The 15,332-nt window shown below is 44.4% G+C and carries 19 protein-coding genes; 4 read left to right on the top strand and 15 right to left on the bottom strand.

The window, feature by feature from the left end; translation table 11 throughout:
• Nucleotides 1–4 precede the first annotated feature (4 nt).
• The 8 genes from L3V32_RS07085 to L3V32_RS07050 form a co-directional block, all read right to left on the bottom strand.
• Nucleotides 5–643 carry a DNA N-6-adenine-methyltransferase gene (locus L3V32_RS07085; protein WP_025558929.1) on the bottom strand — a complete coding sequence of 213 codons (639 nt, stop codon included), beginning with the start codon at nucleotides 641–643 and terminating at the stop codon, nucleotides 5–7.
• Nucleotides 621–863: a hypothetical protein gene (locus L3V32_RS07080; RefSeq protein ID WP_017634081.1), complete on the bottom strand. Its 243-nt coding sequence runs from the start codon at nucleotides 861–863 to the stop codon at nucleotides 621–623. The genes L3V32_RS07085 and L3V32_RS07080 overlap by 23 nt, the downstream gene beginning before the upstream one ends.
• Complete coding sequence (locus L3V32_RS07075; protein ID WP_158159308.1) at nucleotides 856–1,152, bottom strand: HU family DNA-binding protein; 297 nt, start codon at nucleotides 1,150–1,152, stop codon at nucleotides 856–858. Before L3V32_RS07075 ends, L3V32_RS07080 begins: the two co-directional genes overlap by 8 nt.
• Nucleotides 1,152–1,475 (bottom strand): HU family DNA-binding protein, encoded by a 324-nt coding sequence (locus tag L3V32_RS07070; RefSeq protein ID WP_052484255.1) that lies wholly within the window; start codon nucleotides 1,473–1,475, stop codon nucleotides 1,152–1,154. Before L3V32_RS07070 ends, L3V32_RS07075 begins: the two co-directional genes overlap by 1 nt.
• Nucleotides 1,454–1,723: a hypothetical protein gene (locus L3V32_RS07065; RefSeq protein WP_213963489.1), complete on the bottom strand. Its 270-nt coding sequence runs from the start codon at nucleotides 1,721–1,723 to the stop codon at nucleotides 1,454–1,456. The genes L3V32_RS07070 and L3V32_RS07065 overlap by 22 nt, the downstream gene beginning before the upstream one ends.
• Before the next feature lie 118 nt (nucleotides 1,724–1,841).
• On the bottom strand, nucleotides 1,842–2,540 hold the full coding sequence (locus tag L3V32_RS07060) for a hypothetical protein (RefSeq protein WP_017634077.1): 699 nt from the start codon (nucleotides 2,538–2,540) through the stop codon (nucleotides 1,842–1,844).
• 26 nt (nucleotides 2,541–2,566) lie between these two features.
• Nucleotides 2,567–3,295: a VRR-NUC domain-containing protein gene (locus tag L3V32_RS07055; protein WP_237284027.1), complete on the bottom strand. Its 729-nt coding sequence runs from the start codon at nucleotides 3,293–3,295 to the stop codon at nucleotides 2,567–2,569.
• A gap of 2 nt (nucleotides 3,296–3,297) precedes the next feature.
• Nucleotides 3,298–3,762: a hypothetical protein gene (locus L3V32_RS07050; protein WP_237284026.1), complete on the bottom strand. Its 465-nt coding sequence runs from the start codon at nucleotides 3,760–3,762 to the stop codon at nucleotides 3,298–3,300.
• Nucleotides 3,763–4,287: 525 nt separating this feature from the next.
• Here L3V32_RS07050 and L3V32_RS07045 point away from each other — a divergent pair.
• The gene (locus L3V32_RS07045) at nucleotides 4,288–4,557 is read left to right on the top strand and encodes a hypothetical protein (RefSeq protein ID WP_024703886.1); all 270 of its coding nucleotides are present in this window, start codon (nucleotides 4,288–4,290) and stop codon (nucleotides 4,555–4,557) included.
• Nucleotides 4,558–4,625: 68 nt separating this feature from the next.
• Nucleotides 4,626–5,720, top strand: a complete 1,095-nt coding sequence (locus L3V32_RS07040) for an RNA-guided endonuclease TnpB family protein (RefSeq protein ID WP_213868156.1) — start codon at nucleotides 4,626–4,628, stop codon at nucleotides 5,718–5,720.
• A 160-nt stretch (nucleotides 5,721–5,880) separates the two neighbouring features.
• Here L3V32_RS07040 and L3V32_RS07035 read toward each other — a convergent pair whose 3' ends face one another.
• The 3 genes from L3V32_RS07035 to L3V32_RS07025 are packed head-to-tail and all read right to left on the bottom strand — an operon-like array spanning nucleotide 5,881 to nucleotide 7,135.
• Nucleotides 5,881–6,420, bottom strand: coding sequence for a single-stranded DNA-binding protein (locus L3V32_RS07035; protein ID WP_213868157.1), 540 nt, complete (start codon nucleotides 6,418–6,420; stop codon nucleotides 5,881–5,883).
• Nucleotides 6,421–6,423: 3 nt separating this feature from the next.
• Nucleotides 6,424–6,726: a helix-turn-helix domain-containing protein gene (locus L3V32_RS07030; protein ID WP_017634072.1), complete on the bottom strand. Its 303-nt coding sequence runs from the start codon at nucleotides 6,724–6,726 to the stop codon at nucleotides 6,424–6,426.
• Nucleotides 6,701–7,135, bottom strand: coding sequence for a hypothetical protein (locus L3V32_RS07025; protein ID WP_237284025.1), 435 nt, complete (start codon nucleotides 7,133–7,135; stop codon nucleotides 6,701–6,703). The genes L3V32_RS07030 and L3V32_RS07025 overlap by 26 nt, the downstream gene beginning before the upstream one ends.
• A gap of 136 nt (nucleotides 7,136–7,271) precedes the next feature.
• On the opposite strand from L3V32_RS07025, the gene L3V32_RS07020 reads away from it, so the two are divergent.
• A complete protein-coding gene (locus tag L3V32_RS07020) occupies nucleotides 7,272–7,505 on the top strand; it encodes a hypothetical protein (RefSeq protein WP_206954369.1) in 234 nt (77 codons plus the stop codon).
• Between the two features lie 1,875 nt (nucleotides 7,506–9,380).
• Here the strand turns inward: L3V32_RS07020 and L3V32_RS07015 are convergent.
• Nucleotides 9,381–10,457 (bottom strand): replication initiation protein, encoded by a 1,077-nt coding sequence (locus tag L3V32_RS07015; RefSeq protein ID WP_054577229.1) that lies wholly within the window; start codon nucleotides 10,455–10,457, stop codon nucleotides 9,381–9,383.
• A gap of 89 nt (nucleotides 10,458–10,546) precedes the next feature.
• Nucleotides 10,547–11,464 (bottom strand): hypothetical protein, encoded by a 918-nt coding sequence (locus L3V32_RS07010; protein WP_213868159.1) that lies wholly within the window; start codon nucleotides 11,462–11,464, stop codon nucleotides 10,547–10,549.
• A 545-nt stretch (nucleotides 11,465–12,009) separates the two neighbouring features.
• On the opposite strand from L3V32_RS07010, the gene L3V32_RS07005 reads away from it, so the two are divergent.
• Nucleotides 12,010–12,366, top strand: coding sequence for a hypothetical protein (locus L3V32_RS07005; RefSeq protein WP_237284024.1), 357 nt, complete (start codon nucleotides 12,010–12,012; stop codon nucleotides 12,364–12,366).
• A 91-nt stretch (nucleotides 12,367–12,457) separates the two neighbouring features.
• Here L3V32_RS07005 and L3V32_RS07000 read toward each other — a convergent pair whose 3' ends face one another.
• Entirely contained in the window at nucleotides 12,458–13,411 is a 954-nt protein-coding gene (locus L3V32_RS07000) for a hypothetical protein (protein ID WP_050550055.1), read from the bottom strand.
• A 13-nt stretch (nucleotides 13,412–13,424) separates the two neighbouring features.
• Entirely contained in the window at nucleotides 13,425–15,098 is a 1,674-nt protein-coding gene (locus L3V32_RS06995; RefSeq protein WP_050550056.1) for a portal protein, read from the bottom strand.
• Nucleotides 15,099–15,332 lie beyond the last annotated feature (234 nt).

The raw sequence follows: 15,332 nt of genomic DNA, 5'->3' as shown, positions 1-15,332 counted from the left end.
TCCCTTAAGCCACTTTAGCGATTTGCTCATAGATACCAGTAAGGTGCGTTCTGCCTACCTTACGGTTAAAGCGCATGGATGGTGTTTGTAGACCTTTCTCGGTAAAGAGCACTAATGCACTGCCGAAGTTCACACCTTGCTTTTTGGTGTGTCCATCTGTCTCATAGAACGGGTAACGACCATCCGGCTTGTAAATCATCGTGGCGTAGCCCTCTACCAAGTCCAGCCACCACGTTGTGAGTTCTTCATGTGGTAACAGCATCATGCCGTCACGGCCTTTTCTGGCTTGTTCTAGCGCCTTTTCCAGAAACTCAAACTTAAGGTCGAACGGAGGATTGCACCACCAGCCATCTTCCCATTCGCCTTGTAGGCCATCGAACCCCACACAAACAGGGTTTAGGAGTTGAGCTGCCTTGTGTTTTGGCTTAAGGCTTGGGAATCCACTCGGCTGTTCGTTAATCCAGTCAGGAGCCACGTAGAAGCGGTTCACCTTGGCGGTTTGTGGCTCGGCGGCCACATCTAAAACAAACTCTTTTCCGGTATCACGTCGAAAGAGGAATTGAGCATCAAAGAAACAATCCCAACGAGTCGCCCATTTGTTCTTTGCGCCCTCGACGGTCTTACTTTTGACTAGGTGCGCCATTCTCTGACTTCTCCCCACTCTTGGCCGCTACCGTAATGCGCTCGATGCGTTCTGCGTCCAAATCAATCTTCACTCGCTCTATCTTTGGATAGACCACCAATCCATAAAAGCTGTATGTGCCAATACCGACAACAGCCACCAGCGCTAACACAATGGTTATGGCCAGTAGTCGAACAGAGCCGATAAAGACACGTAGCCCAATTGCCTTGCTATCATTCATGGACGCGTACCATGCCCTTGTAAGCAGAGAACAATACGCTGTGCTCGGTTTTGACACCTAAGCGCTCTTTCGTCGCCGGATTAATGGTTGTGCGTTCACGCTCTATGTGACGGAAACGGCCAAAGCCTCGAATTTGCACCTCACGGCCTTTCGCAATCTCAACCAGAATGTGATTGATCATTGCGTCCAGACAGTCGCCCACCAGCTCTGCATCATCACCAGTAAGCTTTAAGCCAAGGCGTTTAGAAATGTTTCTTTCAATGTCAGTTCGGTTTAAGCGTGTGCTCATTAATGTGCCCCCTTGATCTCGTTTACCTTGTTTGCCAGCTCATCGCGGAATACATCCGATGCACTAAAAGTCAGCTTGTCTCGCGCAGCTACAATCGCTGGTGCTCCCGTTTTTGGATTACGGCCAGCTCGCGCTTTCTTAAGGCGAGGTGCGAACGTGCCGAAACCACTAAGCAATACAGCATTGCCCTCAATCATGGTTTGAGTTGAGATTTCTTCGATAAAGGCATCAAAAACCAGCTCGCATTCTTCACGTAATGCGCCCGTTTCTTTTTTCATTGCTGAGATCAGTTCGTGCTTACCTACGGCTTTTTGTTTAGACACGCTAAGTCCTCTTGAATATCTTTCAGATAAATTCCGTGCTGTTGGCCTAGAAGATTGATGGCATAAAGAACCAGTTCTTCTCGACTGCTACAGCCAAGTTCTATTTGGAGTCGCCTAATTTGCTCTCGTTGTGTCGCGCTGGCGCGATAGTATTGACGTTTAATGTCAAACCTAGCCATCTTGGCAAGATGACGATTCCAGCGCTGCTGAGGGGTTAAGGCGTTCTTCTTGGTTTTACGTCCTGCCATGAGACGATTATAACCATTCCGAACACGCCGTAAATATTCCGAACACGATTTCTGTTTTTAATACAAAAAAATACCGCCCATATAGGCGGCATTTGTGGAAAGATGATCAAGGATTTGATTAAGCTCGTTTGAACTCCGAAAAGTGGCTGCGCATGCCATCACGAACTTTGAGAGGCGTTTTGCGCAGCTTGGCGCGTGTCGCTGTGTCGTATAAGTATTGTTCCCATTCCCAATAGGACATATCACGTAGTCGGCCTACTGGCTCACCAACACTGTTCATGAATATGTAGGTGTTCTTGGCTTGGCCGTTCGGGATTGAGTTGCCATTACCATCCAATATCTCAAAGACCCCTCTCGCACCGACAAACGTCACGGTCAGACCATATTGTGCCGCTGTAGCATCAATCATTGCGCTAGTGAGGTAAACATTCTCGCCAAAGATTTTAGTACGGAGGATTTCACGACGATATTTCTTAATGTCTCGAACCCATTCAAAGATAACGCAGCGAGTATGTGGCGTTCGGATGTTGGTTTTTACTTTGATTAGACCAGCATCGAATAGCATTCTAATGACTCGATAGTTGATCTTCTCTCTTGGTGCAATTGTGTCGCCAGTAGCATCGTAGTCACAAATATGACCACCAGTAAGCCAGCGATACGCTTGAGCGCTACCAAATTCCCCTGCGGGAGCATAGCTTAGCAACAACTTGTCATAGTAAAGGTAATCGCATAGGAAGTTACGGACTACCTTTGTTGCTTCTAACACGTCTAAATCAACTGGCTTTTGGCCAATGCTGTGATATTCACTCGCTAACATGAGATAACTAAGCCCTTTTTATATACTTATGCGGCTAGTCTAGTTTTGTTATCAAATGTTGGCAATTGGAGATAGCTATTAATTTGACAAATGCACTCACCAAACCCCTTAGCCACAACCACGTAATACCCTAGATTTTGGAACATTTTTATCTTTTCCTGTTGTTCCTTACTTGGGCGACCTTTTTCCGTTTTTACCTCCAAAAAGAACCCGTGATACACCCCTCTCGGGATAGGAAAAAATATATCTGGCACACCTTTCTTTTGTCCCTCATAGCTCATCATCGAAGCCGCTTTAGGTGTTCGGTAGCCACCATTAGGGATTGAGAAAACCAGCGGGTAAATGTCCTTGTACTGCGTCTCTAACGTGTAGAACAAACGCACCTGTAACCAGTGTTCGGCCAGTTTCGTGTCGTTAAACTCTTTCGGGCGCTTAATCCCTTGTGCAAGGCGCGTTTTGTGTGGTGAATCCAGTTCCACTTTCTTCTGTGTTGCAGCGCGCGCAACGTCAATGTCTTTCTCAAGAATACGAATGAGCCAGGCTGGTAGCTCTGACTTGTCCACCAGCGCAGTATTTGGGACGTTTATCGATACCGGATTGATGATGTGATTAACAGAACGGTTAATCTCGTTAAGTGCTGCATCGATATTGAAGTCGCCGCCGTGGCCAGCTTTCACGCCTTTGCTTTTCCACTTCTTGCGCTTAGCGACTTGGTTTGCGAGGAAAGAGTGATCGAATCGTGGTGCCTTGGCCATAACTAGATAAGCCCTTGTGTTACTAAAATCTCTTGTTCCTTACGGCGGTTAAAGTAGGCAAATACCTCGTCCTTGGTGAATTGCTTAGCTACCACTTTGCGGCGGTCACCTTGCGAGAAAACACGCTTAGCAATGTCCTCAGATAGCGTCCAACAAAGTGCGGTTTCGATTTCGGATTCGTCATTGATAGCTCGGTAGGCCGTGATCACCTTGGGTAGCTTGGCGAACGCCTTGCGCTCTGACGATTTCATCACCTTGTGCTTGTTGCGTCTCGGGCACGTAAACAGGGACGACCACACACATTGATGTTGGTGCGAGCCTTGCGCTTTCCATAGCGTTCCAAGTACGTCCCAATAGGTTGAGTCGTCTTGGATAGCTGGCGCACTGCGAACAAAGAAATCGAGCTGATAACACTCAGGAATAGATAACAGGCGGGAAATGATATTGGAGTCGTTAACGTTAGCCACTTTGTACCTCTTTTTTGCCGCCTCACGCTGCTTGGCAAGGCGGCCTAACGTCATCTAAATGTTTCAGCGTGGATACCCCTCCCGAAAGAGGGAGGGGAGGAACGCTGCCCTTTGTGGTTAATTCTATTGTGGTTACGAGGGGATTATACGACAAAGCTTGCTAACTATAAATTCCGAACACAGCATTAAAATCAACGTTTTCATACTTGCCAAATTACATATAAAAAATTATAGTTAAAAAACGACTTGCAAAACCTATTTTTTCGGAGTTAATCTATTTGGGCACTGGCAAAATCCAGTTTCGAGATTAGCCTCTCGAAACTTACTAGGCGCAAGTCGCCAGCATCCCATCTTGCTGGTTTTTTATTGCGTAAAATCTGCACATCCTAATTATGGTGGGCTGGTTTGGGAGCACTTCGGTGCGCCGTTTCCTAGTAGGCGGTAAGGCTAATCCCGAATCAGCTCACCACCACTGGTTAGCCTCGGTTTTGGTGAGTTAAACATCAACTTACTAGGACAAAAATCATGATTGGTACTTCTACAATCAACATGCGCGCCGCACTTCAAGCTGCGCAAGATTACCTCTCCCAAGATCTAAACGCGCCTGTAGAGCTTCTTTGTCAGATCTACAACGCCTTACAACCTGTCGATTGGAACGACTCACCAGAACAGCATTTTCAAGATTGGCTGCTTTGTGGTGGTGATCTTCGCGTTGATTCAATTCTGGACGCTCAATATCTGTTTTGCTCGGGGTTTGAACTTGCCCTAGAAAAAATGGACTTCCAGACAAATTAAATCGGGAGAGAAAGCCCCGTTTATTGCGGGGCTAACTCAATGAGTTAAGTCAAAAGCGTTTGTAAGACATGAAAGAGATCGCAATCAAACAACGGTTTTATCCAACTGATGAGCAAGCTGAACTTCTAGCAAGAACGTTCGGTTGTGTGCGAACTGTTTACAATAGAATCCTACGTTGGAGAACTGACGCTTATCGTAATGACAAAATTAAGGTGAACTACAGCGCAGCATCAAGCCGATTAACCGAGCTTAAGAAAGATCCGGAGTTAAGCTGGCTTAATGATGTTTCTTGTGTGCCTTTGCAACAATCACTACGTCACCAGCAAGCTGCTTTTAAGAACTTCTTTGAGGGTCGAGCAAAATACCCTGTCGAAAAAAAGAAACGTCACAAACAGTCTGCTGAGTTCACTAAATCTGCATTTAAGTTCCGCGATGGACAGCTATTTATTGCCAAGTCCAAGCAGCCACTTAATATCCATTGGAGTCGTGAACTACCTAGCGAACCAACCACAGTCACAATCTCAAAAGACACCGCAGGCCGATACTTTGTGTCTATGCTATGCCGTTTTGAGCCTAAACCAATGCCTGTAACCGCTAAAACGGTTGGTATTGATTTGGGTTTAAATAACCTGTTCATCACAGATAGCGGTGAGAAAGTCGATAATCCTCGCCACTTCAAACACTACCAAAACAAACTGGCATACCTACAGCGTCAACTCGCCAAGAAAAAGAAAGGCAGTAATAATCGCGCTAAGGTGCGCCAGAAAGTAGCCCGTCTACACGCGAAAATTGCTGATAGTCGATTAGATAACTTACACAAGTTGTCTCGCAAACTGATAAACGAAAACCAAGTTGTTTGTGTTGAATCGCTACAAGTGAAGAACATGCTCCGCAATCCAAAACTAGCAAAACACATCGCTGATGCGAGTTGGGGCGAGTTCGTTCGCCAACTCAAATACAAAGCAGAATGGGCTGGACGAACTATCGTTGAGATAGAACGCTTCTTCCCTAGTTCAAAGCGTTGTAGCTGTTGTGGGTTCGTACACGAATCAATGCCGCTTAATATCCGAAACTGGACTTGTCCAGAATGCAATACGCACCATGATCGTGATATTAACGCAGCGAAGAATATAAAAACCGCTGGACTGGCGGGGTTAGCTTAGGGAGCGACTGGATCGGGGATAGCCTCAAAAGAGGCTATCTAGTGAAAGCGTGTTGAACTAAGAATCCCCTAGCGAATTAGCTAGGGGAGTATGTCAATCGACGCAGTACAATCAGTAAGTCGTCTTGAGTTGCTAACGCTAAATTTTGTTTACTCATCGTTTAAGCCGCCACGTAACTCAGCATCTTGTAATGACGGAACTCGTTCTGGAACGGTATTTCATCGTCAAAGTCCATTGGTGGCTCGCCGTATTGCTGTTGAGATTGATCCCAACCACCCTGTTGCTGTGGTGAATGCTGTGGTTGTTGAGGTTGACCCCAACCGCCTTGTTGCTGCTGGCCACCAGCTCGGTTATTGCCAAGCATTTGCATCACGCCATTAAAGCCTTGAACTACTACCTCTGTGCTGTAACGGTCTTGGCCTTGCTGGTCTTTCCATTTGCGAGTCTGCAATTGACCCTCGATGTAAACTTGTGACCCTTTGCGTAGGAACTCCCCCGACACTTCGGCCAACTTGCCGAACAACACCACTCGATGCCACTCGGTTTTTTCTCGGTTCTCGCCTGACGCTTTATCGCGCCAAGTTTCGGATGTAGCGACCGTGATATTCGCTACTGCGCCGCCATTTGGTAGGTATCGGATTTCGGGATCTGACCCCAAGTTACCAACCAGAATGACCTTGTTAATGCCTCTTGAAGCCATTCGTTATTCTCCGGTATCTCTCTTTACCGCTTCGTCTCTGTTAGAAATCGCATCACCAAAGAACAAATAACCCACGTCTGTACTTGTGTAGACCGCTATCAGTTCTAGGTTTTGCACCCTTGGGTTCACTTCGCCATTCTCGATTTTTCGATAAGTGTCTGGTGATAACCCGATTAACCTGCTCATTTCGAGTATGGTTAAATCTGCATGCCGTCTCGCTCGCTTGATTCGCGCTGCACGTTGCTGTCGATACTCAAGCGATTGGATTCGAGCGGCCTGTTTAGTCTTTGCGTCTCGCATTTTCATAGAAGCTCTCCACTTCACTTGCTAGTCGTTCTTCCTCGGTTGTGGTCGCCTTAATCAAGGCAACGCGATATTCATGTAACCGATTCTTTGACCAATCGAGGCAGAGCTTTTGCCACTTGATAACGGCAACCGGATCGGAAAGGTCGTAACCCGTCCCAAAACAGCTACAGCACTCCCACTTGCTAAATAACGACTTGGTGTAACCTGTGCCATTGCAAGTCGGGCAGCGATCCGGTTTGTCGTCCAATGTCACATCGGCATCTTGTAACCGGTTCGCCAGAGCTTCGCGTTCGTCCGTAAGCTCTATGCCCTCGAATGTATCCAGGATTGATGGTGAGCTTTTGTCTCGCTCTCTTTGCCGTTGTTCCAGTTGAGATCGCTTAATTTCAGAAATTTCCTCACTCACCATTCATTCCGAACACATCAATTTTATACGGAGTATAAGCCCACTTAAAAAACAATGCAAAAAGTATTGATACAAAAACCGAAACGATGTATTTTTGTCTCAGCAAACAGGCAAATAGACTCATATGAGGAATCAGCAAATGTCAGAGAACAACAGCAAAAAAGTTCACGACCAAATCCAAGCAGACGTTAAAGAGTACATGACCAACACCTCGAACAGCGTCTTAGACTTCGCTTTGGCCAATGCAATTAAGAGCGGTCAGAACAACCTATATGACTTGTGTAAAAAGTGGAAAATCCCTGTAGATAAGCTACTTAGCAAGATAAACACTTCTCTTTTCAAAGTGGATGATGATAAAATCCACCTCGCATAGACGGATACGTTTAGCTATCGGGATAAGAGTAATGGAAAGCTTCGGGGAAACTCGAAGCTTTTTTTATCTCAATACTTAATCCGAACACTCAAGAATTTAAGGCACAAAAAAAGCGCCTACTCATAGAGCAAGCGCTTATCGTTCGGAAACCCACTAAAACATCCACCAGCAACAAAAACAAACAAAAACCAACCAAATTAAACAACAACACTGTCGCTTTATAAAAGCAAAATAGAAATTAGAAAGCATCAATCGCGAAAGATAGTTTGAACTGATTCATCAAGAAACCTCGTCCGTAAGGTTCTGTTAGCACGCATTCCATTTAAAATAGCGGTATAGTGAAAAATAAACGCCTTATGTGATACCGGATCGTTTAGCGTCTTATCACCGTCAAATAGTTGTGTTTAATACTGTCAACACTTAGGCTATTTGGAAGAAAAAACACTGTAAAAATAGTAGCTAAACCTATACTTTTGGCCCAATTAGTTTGTACGGAGAAGCATTTTAATTTTTTACAGGATAAGATGGCTTAACAGCAATACATTGAATGCGCTAACCCACCTGCTGGAAGCGGCAACTTTCTTTTGATTTCTTTTGAGGTTGGCATCAAGCAGAAAGGAAAAATGAACATGAATTATTGGATAAAAATCTTGCTCATATCCCGATTCATGTAGAGAAATGAATATTTTTCAAAGCGTTCCTTTATGAGAGGGGAATTATCTGATAACAATGGGACATAAGGACTTGGGAGTTTTCATGCGCCTAAACCTGAAAGAGATAACCAACTCGTTTGGGCGTTTGCAAAATTAGCAAAAAGTCTGGAATACTAGGCACAGCAAGACTTGGAACAAAACGTTCCCCAATAACCTTGATTGTGTGAAGAATATAAAAAAAGGCTGGATTCGAAGAACCCAACCTTTAGTTAACTAGGAGGTAATTATGTAATCACCAACCAAGCTCGAAGCAGCTAAAAGCTTCACCTCAAGTAATGCGCATTAGGTGAGTACCAGTCACTTAATACGACTTACATAGCTACAACAATCAAAACCGTCGGAGGTTATATGAGTAAGCTCATTGAGCTTGTCATAGCTGTTATCAACCTAGTAGCAGCTATTATTCAAGCACTAATAGGTTAATTAACCGCGCTAGGGGTACATGTTGTTGCCCCTAGAGCACACTTACAACTATCCAATAATTAATATTTCCTGTCAATTCGTGTTTTTATCAAGAACTCACACAAATGCGATCGCTATTCGACTCTGCCTGCCAAATTTACCTTTCATCGCCCATCTATCAGTTAGATTGAAAATTGACCTACCACAATTAGTTGTAGCACGCAGTTGTCTATAGCCAGGATCATTCACTCATCTAAACAACAAAAACTTGTTGTGTATGTGGGAAACTGTGTAAATCTTTGATTTTCCAGTTATCCACATACGCTATAAAGATCTATATTTAACTATATCAATCTATGGAAACTATAGAACTATAAGATCTATAGGAACCGTAACGTATTGATTTCAATTGGTTTTAACTCGTTTAAAGATCTTTTTTTAGGTCTTTAAGTAACAAGATCTAGGTTTAATTGATCATTTATTAGGTGTTTGTGATCTTCTTACAGGCTTTAGTGCTACATAATCTAGGTGAAAGTGATCATATATCAGGTGATTGGATAACAGGTTTTAGGTGTTTCTGTTCTTAAATGACATATTTTAGGTGTGTGAGATGGTTGTATAGGAGTCTTGTCCGGTTTTTTCTACTTTCGAGTCAATGATCACGTCGAATTCCCTCCCATATACCTAAAATGTGTCACATAGCTCATTTCAACCTAGAAAATGTCATCTATCGAGCCCATGACCTAAAACTTGTTAGCTATCAGTAATCGTGTGTATCGGTTAGTTCTGAAAGGGTATCTATCTTTTCCATTAACGACTCTAATTCATGCATTCCATCATCATGCTTTTGTTGCTCTTTTTCTGAGTGTCGCTTTGACAAGCTAGCTTCAACTTTAAGAGCGTGGTCTTCTTTACCCACATAGCGGTACGCGATGGCAAGTGATTCTAGTTCAGACTCGGTGAGTCTGACTTGGTTTTGAAGCCTTTTCAATTCAAGTTGTCGAATTGTCTTAAGAGCATCGTGTTGATTTAGTTCATCAATTGAACCTAGTTTAACCCACCGAAAGAGAAACTTGATTCCAGTAATGGTTCTACCTTTCTTTACAACCTCAAAACCCTTATCACCTTGGCTGCTTTCTAAAAATAGAAGCTCTTTGCTAATCTGAGGGTGTTCAGAAAGTTCTTTAATGCTTTCCCTGATACAACGTTTCATAAATACGCTGTTGTTTTTGAAGGAACTTTTATCTTTTTTCAGCTTCCCTGATTCGTCCAAAAGCCCAAATATTCCTTTCAGTTCACTAAGCTTTTGCGCATGCATTTCAAAGCCCTTGTCTTTGAAGCGACTAAGCAGTTCGTACAAGCGCTTAGAATACTCCTTCTTTACCTCAAAGAAATTGCGAGTATTAATCAGAGCAAATCCTTGATTATATTCAATATACTCAGGTTTTAGCATATCGTTAGGAACCATCGTAAGTATGCCGTGTTTATAAGCGATATGTTTAAAAAGAGGTCTATAGTCGAATTCAATATCACCTTTCGGGGTTTCCACCTTTATCCCGATTTTTCGACTAGCTAGGCGGTTCGCTACTGGACTTAAGTTGCTACCGATATGTTTAGACTCAACACCTAACCACTCTGATAATTGATGTGAAGTAAACTCATAGTGTGGTGTTTTCTGTTCCCAATCACTTGGTTTCATATGTGCAATCATCAACGCAAACATATCTGCTTCCCTAGCGGATAGATCTTGACGACTAAAGACCAGTTGATGGCCTTTTTTGATATGTTTCGGGAGGTTATCGCTTACCGCAGGGTAGAAATATTCTTCATCACTCATGCAAATGCACATCCATAAATAACAAGATTTAGGTAATTATGACACATTTTAGGTCACGCATGTATAGAAATACTCACATCAAGCAGTGATTACAGATACCTGACTTGTACTCGCCCGACTGCGTCACGATAGTATTCAACTAAGCCTTGAGACTCTTTCTCGGAAATGGTGTTCATGTACTCTGCTAACATGGTGGCTGTATCACGAACCTTGTTCACGCTAGCTTTCACGGCGCTTGCAGCCTTGTTGTGCCAGCTAGCAATCACAAACTTAAGGTATGACACGAACTTAGGCGCTAAAGGCTGTTGGTGCTTGTTGTACAGCTTGATAACACGACGAGCTCCACTAGCTGATAGGCGGCCTTGCTTAGCTGCTAGTTGAAGTTGTTTTACTTCGTCAGCGTCACGTTTGAAGATCTTCAAAAACCAAGAATCAGACGGGACACCGTTATTAATTTTATTTTTACTCTCTGTAGAGAGATCTTTTGTATTTATAGTGCCATTTTTGTTTTTGTCTGATTGTTCGCAAGCCTTGTCAGCACTGGCCTCAAGAGGTTTTTCCACAGAAGCCCCCCCTGAGTGCCGTTTTTGTCTATTAAAACGCTTTTGTGCAGCTTGTAGCGCGTATTTGTATGCGCCAGCGAACATTTCTTGGATGGCGTCTACGCATAGAGTGATGTGACGTAAATTCTGACCTGTTGCATTGTTTGGCTTCTGTTCTCGGACAATTAAGTTCAAGTCTTCTGCTGTTTTCAGTTGTTTTTTGAGAGTGTCAAAAGTGGTTCGACGACAATCATAGCGATCGCAGTTCTCGTTGTAGACCTGTACCAATCGAGTAGTTGATGCAAAGCAGGTATGGCCATGCTTAAGAATATGGCTTGAGATAGTTTCTAGTAGGCAAGCAAGTTTACGTTGTGCCGACGGTTTATTGGCTTTGATATTGGAGGCTTGGGTTCTGAATCCTGACTTCCAGTAGCAAGGATGCAGTAAAAGCGGTGTGTTTTGCATAAAATTTGATCAAAAAAAGGCGTAAAAATTTGCCACCGATCTCTTTGAACGTTATACTTACACCTGCTTTAGTGTGGTGTAATTTGTGTTAACGTTCGCTGAGATTGATGCTCAATCTAAACTGTTAAACTAATTACTAACCATTTGAGGCATTAGTCGCCAACTAAATGTCTCGCCTGATTAGGCTTCGGTCTAATTCATTACGGCATAATGACTTTCCTTAAGTTCGTTTGTCGTGACGCTTTAAGTTAGCCGCTTAAAGCTCGATTGCAGTAAGAAAGCCCGCTCGCCAAAGCGGGCTTTTTTATTTTCTGTTGCCCGAAATCGAATCACTTTCTCTCTATCACGGTATCGCCATGATCTAATTACAGAAAAACTCCCCTATTATTGATCGTAAATGGTTGATCAAACAAGTCCCTGTATCAAAGCGATTCCGAACAAGGTGCGTTACCATCTGGCGCTAGAGTTTACCAAAAATTTTATCTATTTAAACTCCTTTTGGACGTGTTAATATTCCGAACACGCCGAATTTTGTGGATAACTCTGTGATGAAATTTACTCCCCCACTAAGTGCTGAACAGCAATTGGAAACTCAAGTTAACCAATTAAAACAACAATTTAATCGCCGTCAGTTCCCGAAAAAGAACGCACCAGCGCTACCGTTGGATTTGTTAGTAACAATCTCAGGTTGCACCTTTGGTTTGCATAGCCAAAAAGACGGTAGACTCGTTCTAAAGGCCGATAAGGCGATTAACTTTGATAAGGGTGTCAATGTGTTGCGCTCAGTGTCGTATATTGCTGGCGCGCGAGATAGCGTATCTATCGCTGGTTGGGACTGGCGACCAACGCACTTCAAGAAAGATAAACTCTATTTGCGTCCTGTCGCGCCTAGTGATTTATAAAATTCCGAATTGGCCACCAGTATTTTCGATTTGATTGAGTGTTTTTTGTACTTAATTACTAATCGCTGGTGGCGCTTTTTAATTGATCAACTTATTGGAATTTTCGTGATGAAGATCCGAAGTTGACGAATTGCTGTTTAATTTGAGGCGCAACACTCACTTTTTGCTCTACTGGAACGTAGCTATTTGTCGGTAAAGTTGCCATTTTTCGGGAACCTAGCGACTCAAACATAGCTCGCACCACTTGATGATCTTCCTTGGTGGCCATGTTGGCGATCGCTTTGCGCTGCGCATCGGTTACATAGATAGGTAAAGAGTCCACAACATCAAGCAGCATCGAGGTTGCCTTAGCGTTTTGCTCTACCTGTTCACGCAATTCTGCGTTCACGCTTTCTAGGTACATAAGCTGGTTAGTAAGATCACCGACAAGCTCAACATTGGTCTGTTGAGTCATGTTCGCGTAGATATTACGCGCGGATTCCTCATCAAAACCTTGTTCCTGTAGCGATTCGAGGATCATTTGCTTGCTGTTCGCACTTTCCATCATCATGGCCGGATGGTCTAGGCTGATATAGTTCGGCTGCAACACGTAGTCCATACCGTGATATGAAGTCGTGATCGATGCCTCGCGTGTATCTTGGCCACCAGTCGCCCAACTCCAACCACCAGCACGGCTATTGTGCAAACCTAAAGCGATACGGCCTGTATCGGTATCTAAAAACTCTTGAGTGTGTTCAACAATACCGTCATCTGAACAGGTGATAGAGACTGTGCGGTTAGATGGCACGTTTTCTACCACAACCGGACGACCATTAATCATGATCACCTCAGTTTCACCGATTGAGAGCTTATTAGCGCGTTGGCGGGATTGATGGCCATAGTAACCATACGCTTCGCCTAGTCGTAGTAGCTCTTGAGTTCGTGGGCTGTTGATCATCGCTTGCACGGCTTTGATGATGTAATTGCGCTTGTTGGCGCTAAGCTTGCGACCGTCATTGAATAGGCTGAAACGGTCGGATACTTGTTTAAGTGCTTTTGCTGTCACTTTCTTTTCTCCATTAATGGCTTTGGATTTCGGTTAGTAGGTCGAGAACTACGTCTCTAACGAATCGTTCCGCTTCGCTTTGGTCAGTCATGCCAATGGATTCCATCATTTTGTCGTTCTTGGCCACTTGAGCCGCGAGCTCGGAAATGACTTCATTGGCCAGCTCGGAATCGAGGCCAACAACGGACGTGTAAAGATGGTTTTTGAGTTTCGGAGACTTGCCGATTGGGGATTGCTCGATAAGGTCAAGCACGGTGGCCAGCATGGTTGCGTAGTTCGCTTGAGATTCCATTGCATCGGCTTTCTCTTGCTCAATAGCGGTATTGAGAGAGTTAAAGCGGATCTCGAATGGCATATCGTTATCGTTCCACACCTTGCCGTCTCGGTAGATGGTGTGAATATCGATAGCGCGCTTAACGAACGCCACCACGGCTGCGCGGATTTGGTTGGCGCGTAGTGCAGATTGAATCGATGTGCGGAAGAAGCCGCCCTCGCCTAGTCCACCAGAAAGAAGATCACCAAACCCAAGCATGGATGGGTCTACGCCAAGCGTTCCGGCTAAGCGTTTAAGGTGAAACATAATGTCTTCGATGTGGGAGATATTCGGGTCAGTGGTAAAGGTATCGATCTGCAAGCCACCTTTAGCGCCGCCCATAAATGGCAATAGCGTGTTGATAACGGTTGGAATGAAACCTAGCTTGCGGGAACGGTCTACCACCTCTTGACGGTCTTGCTTCATCTGGTCAGCGACCATGTTGATGTATTCCGCAGCTCCGGCCGCATCTAAGCCGTCAGTGTTTACCGCTATCATGCGATCGATAAGTGAAGCATTCACACGACTTGCGCCGAGCGCTGCAATGGACTGGCGAAGCATCGACCAAGCCTCAAAACAGGTCAGAAGAATGGATGTGCCGTAGTTCTGCGTCTCGATTGGCATGCGTGAATACGCATCGTCATAAAGTGAGTAGCGCTGGCCAGTGTAGTTAACTGGCGGTATATCCATATCTGGTCGCCAGATTGGCATTTTTAGTGGGATAAGCGCCCAAGGCTCGGCAAGGCGTACCTGTTCGCCGTTCGCTCGGGTTTGTAGATATTCCGCAGTAAATCCCGCTAGCTCGCCCGAACGTTCGTACTCACGAATTTGGTTTGGCAACGTGTAGTAGTTGGCCTCAAAGTGAGTAATACCCACGCCCTCTTTCGTGTATGGGCGAACATAGTTAACCCCATAAACCAGCGTTGAATACGTCCAGTTCATTAGGTTTTCGTTGATTGGAGTTAGCAGCTCTCGGTTAAGACGGCCTACGTACTCGGCGTACTTCTCATCGGTTGGATGAAGATACACAGCCATGCCATTGTCGTTTGATACCGAAAGAGCGTGACCAAGGTGCAGATTGAGCGCGGCATCAATCGTGCTGTCCTCGGCCATTTCCTTGAGTATCGGATATAGCATGAAGCGATCTTTCGGCAGCTTGTGCAGAAAAAAGCGGTCTGAGCTTTTTCGACCGTCATTGGTCAGAGCGCCGTTGCTTTCATCTAATTGGTGTTCGCGATCGTGGAATGGCGATCCCGTGTATCCAGCGCCAGATTCAAAACTTATCCCACTCTCTTTATCGTCATTCTCGTTAAAGAAAGGGAACGCTTGTTTTAAAGCTGCCGCTAGCCCAATTGATGCCTTGTTTTGCGACATGTGCGACCTCGGTAATTTGAGGCGCTTTTTACAGGGATGGGGATGATCTTGGATGATAGCGCATCGCGTCAATGTGACCAATACGCTAATAAATCATTGATTTTCTATGCGTTAATTTTTTTTAGTCAAAGTTCAATTGCTTGCCTTTGAATCTTGGTTACTCACCAAAAACACTAATTTTTATTCTTGATGATAATAACCGTGTTCGGAATAATTCTCTCGTCCCTAAAAATC

The organism is Vibrio sp. J2-4, assembly GCF_021728155.1.
GTDB lineage: Bacteria > Pseudomonadota > Gammaproteobacteria > Enterobacterales > Vibrionaceae > Vibrio > Vibrio diabolicus.
This window is presented reverse-complemented; position numbering and strand designations above follow the sequence as displayed.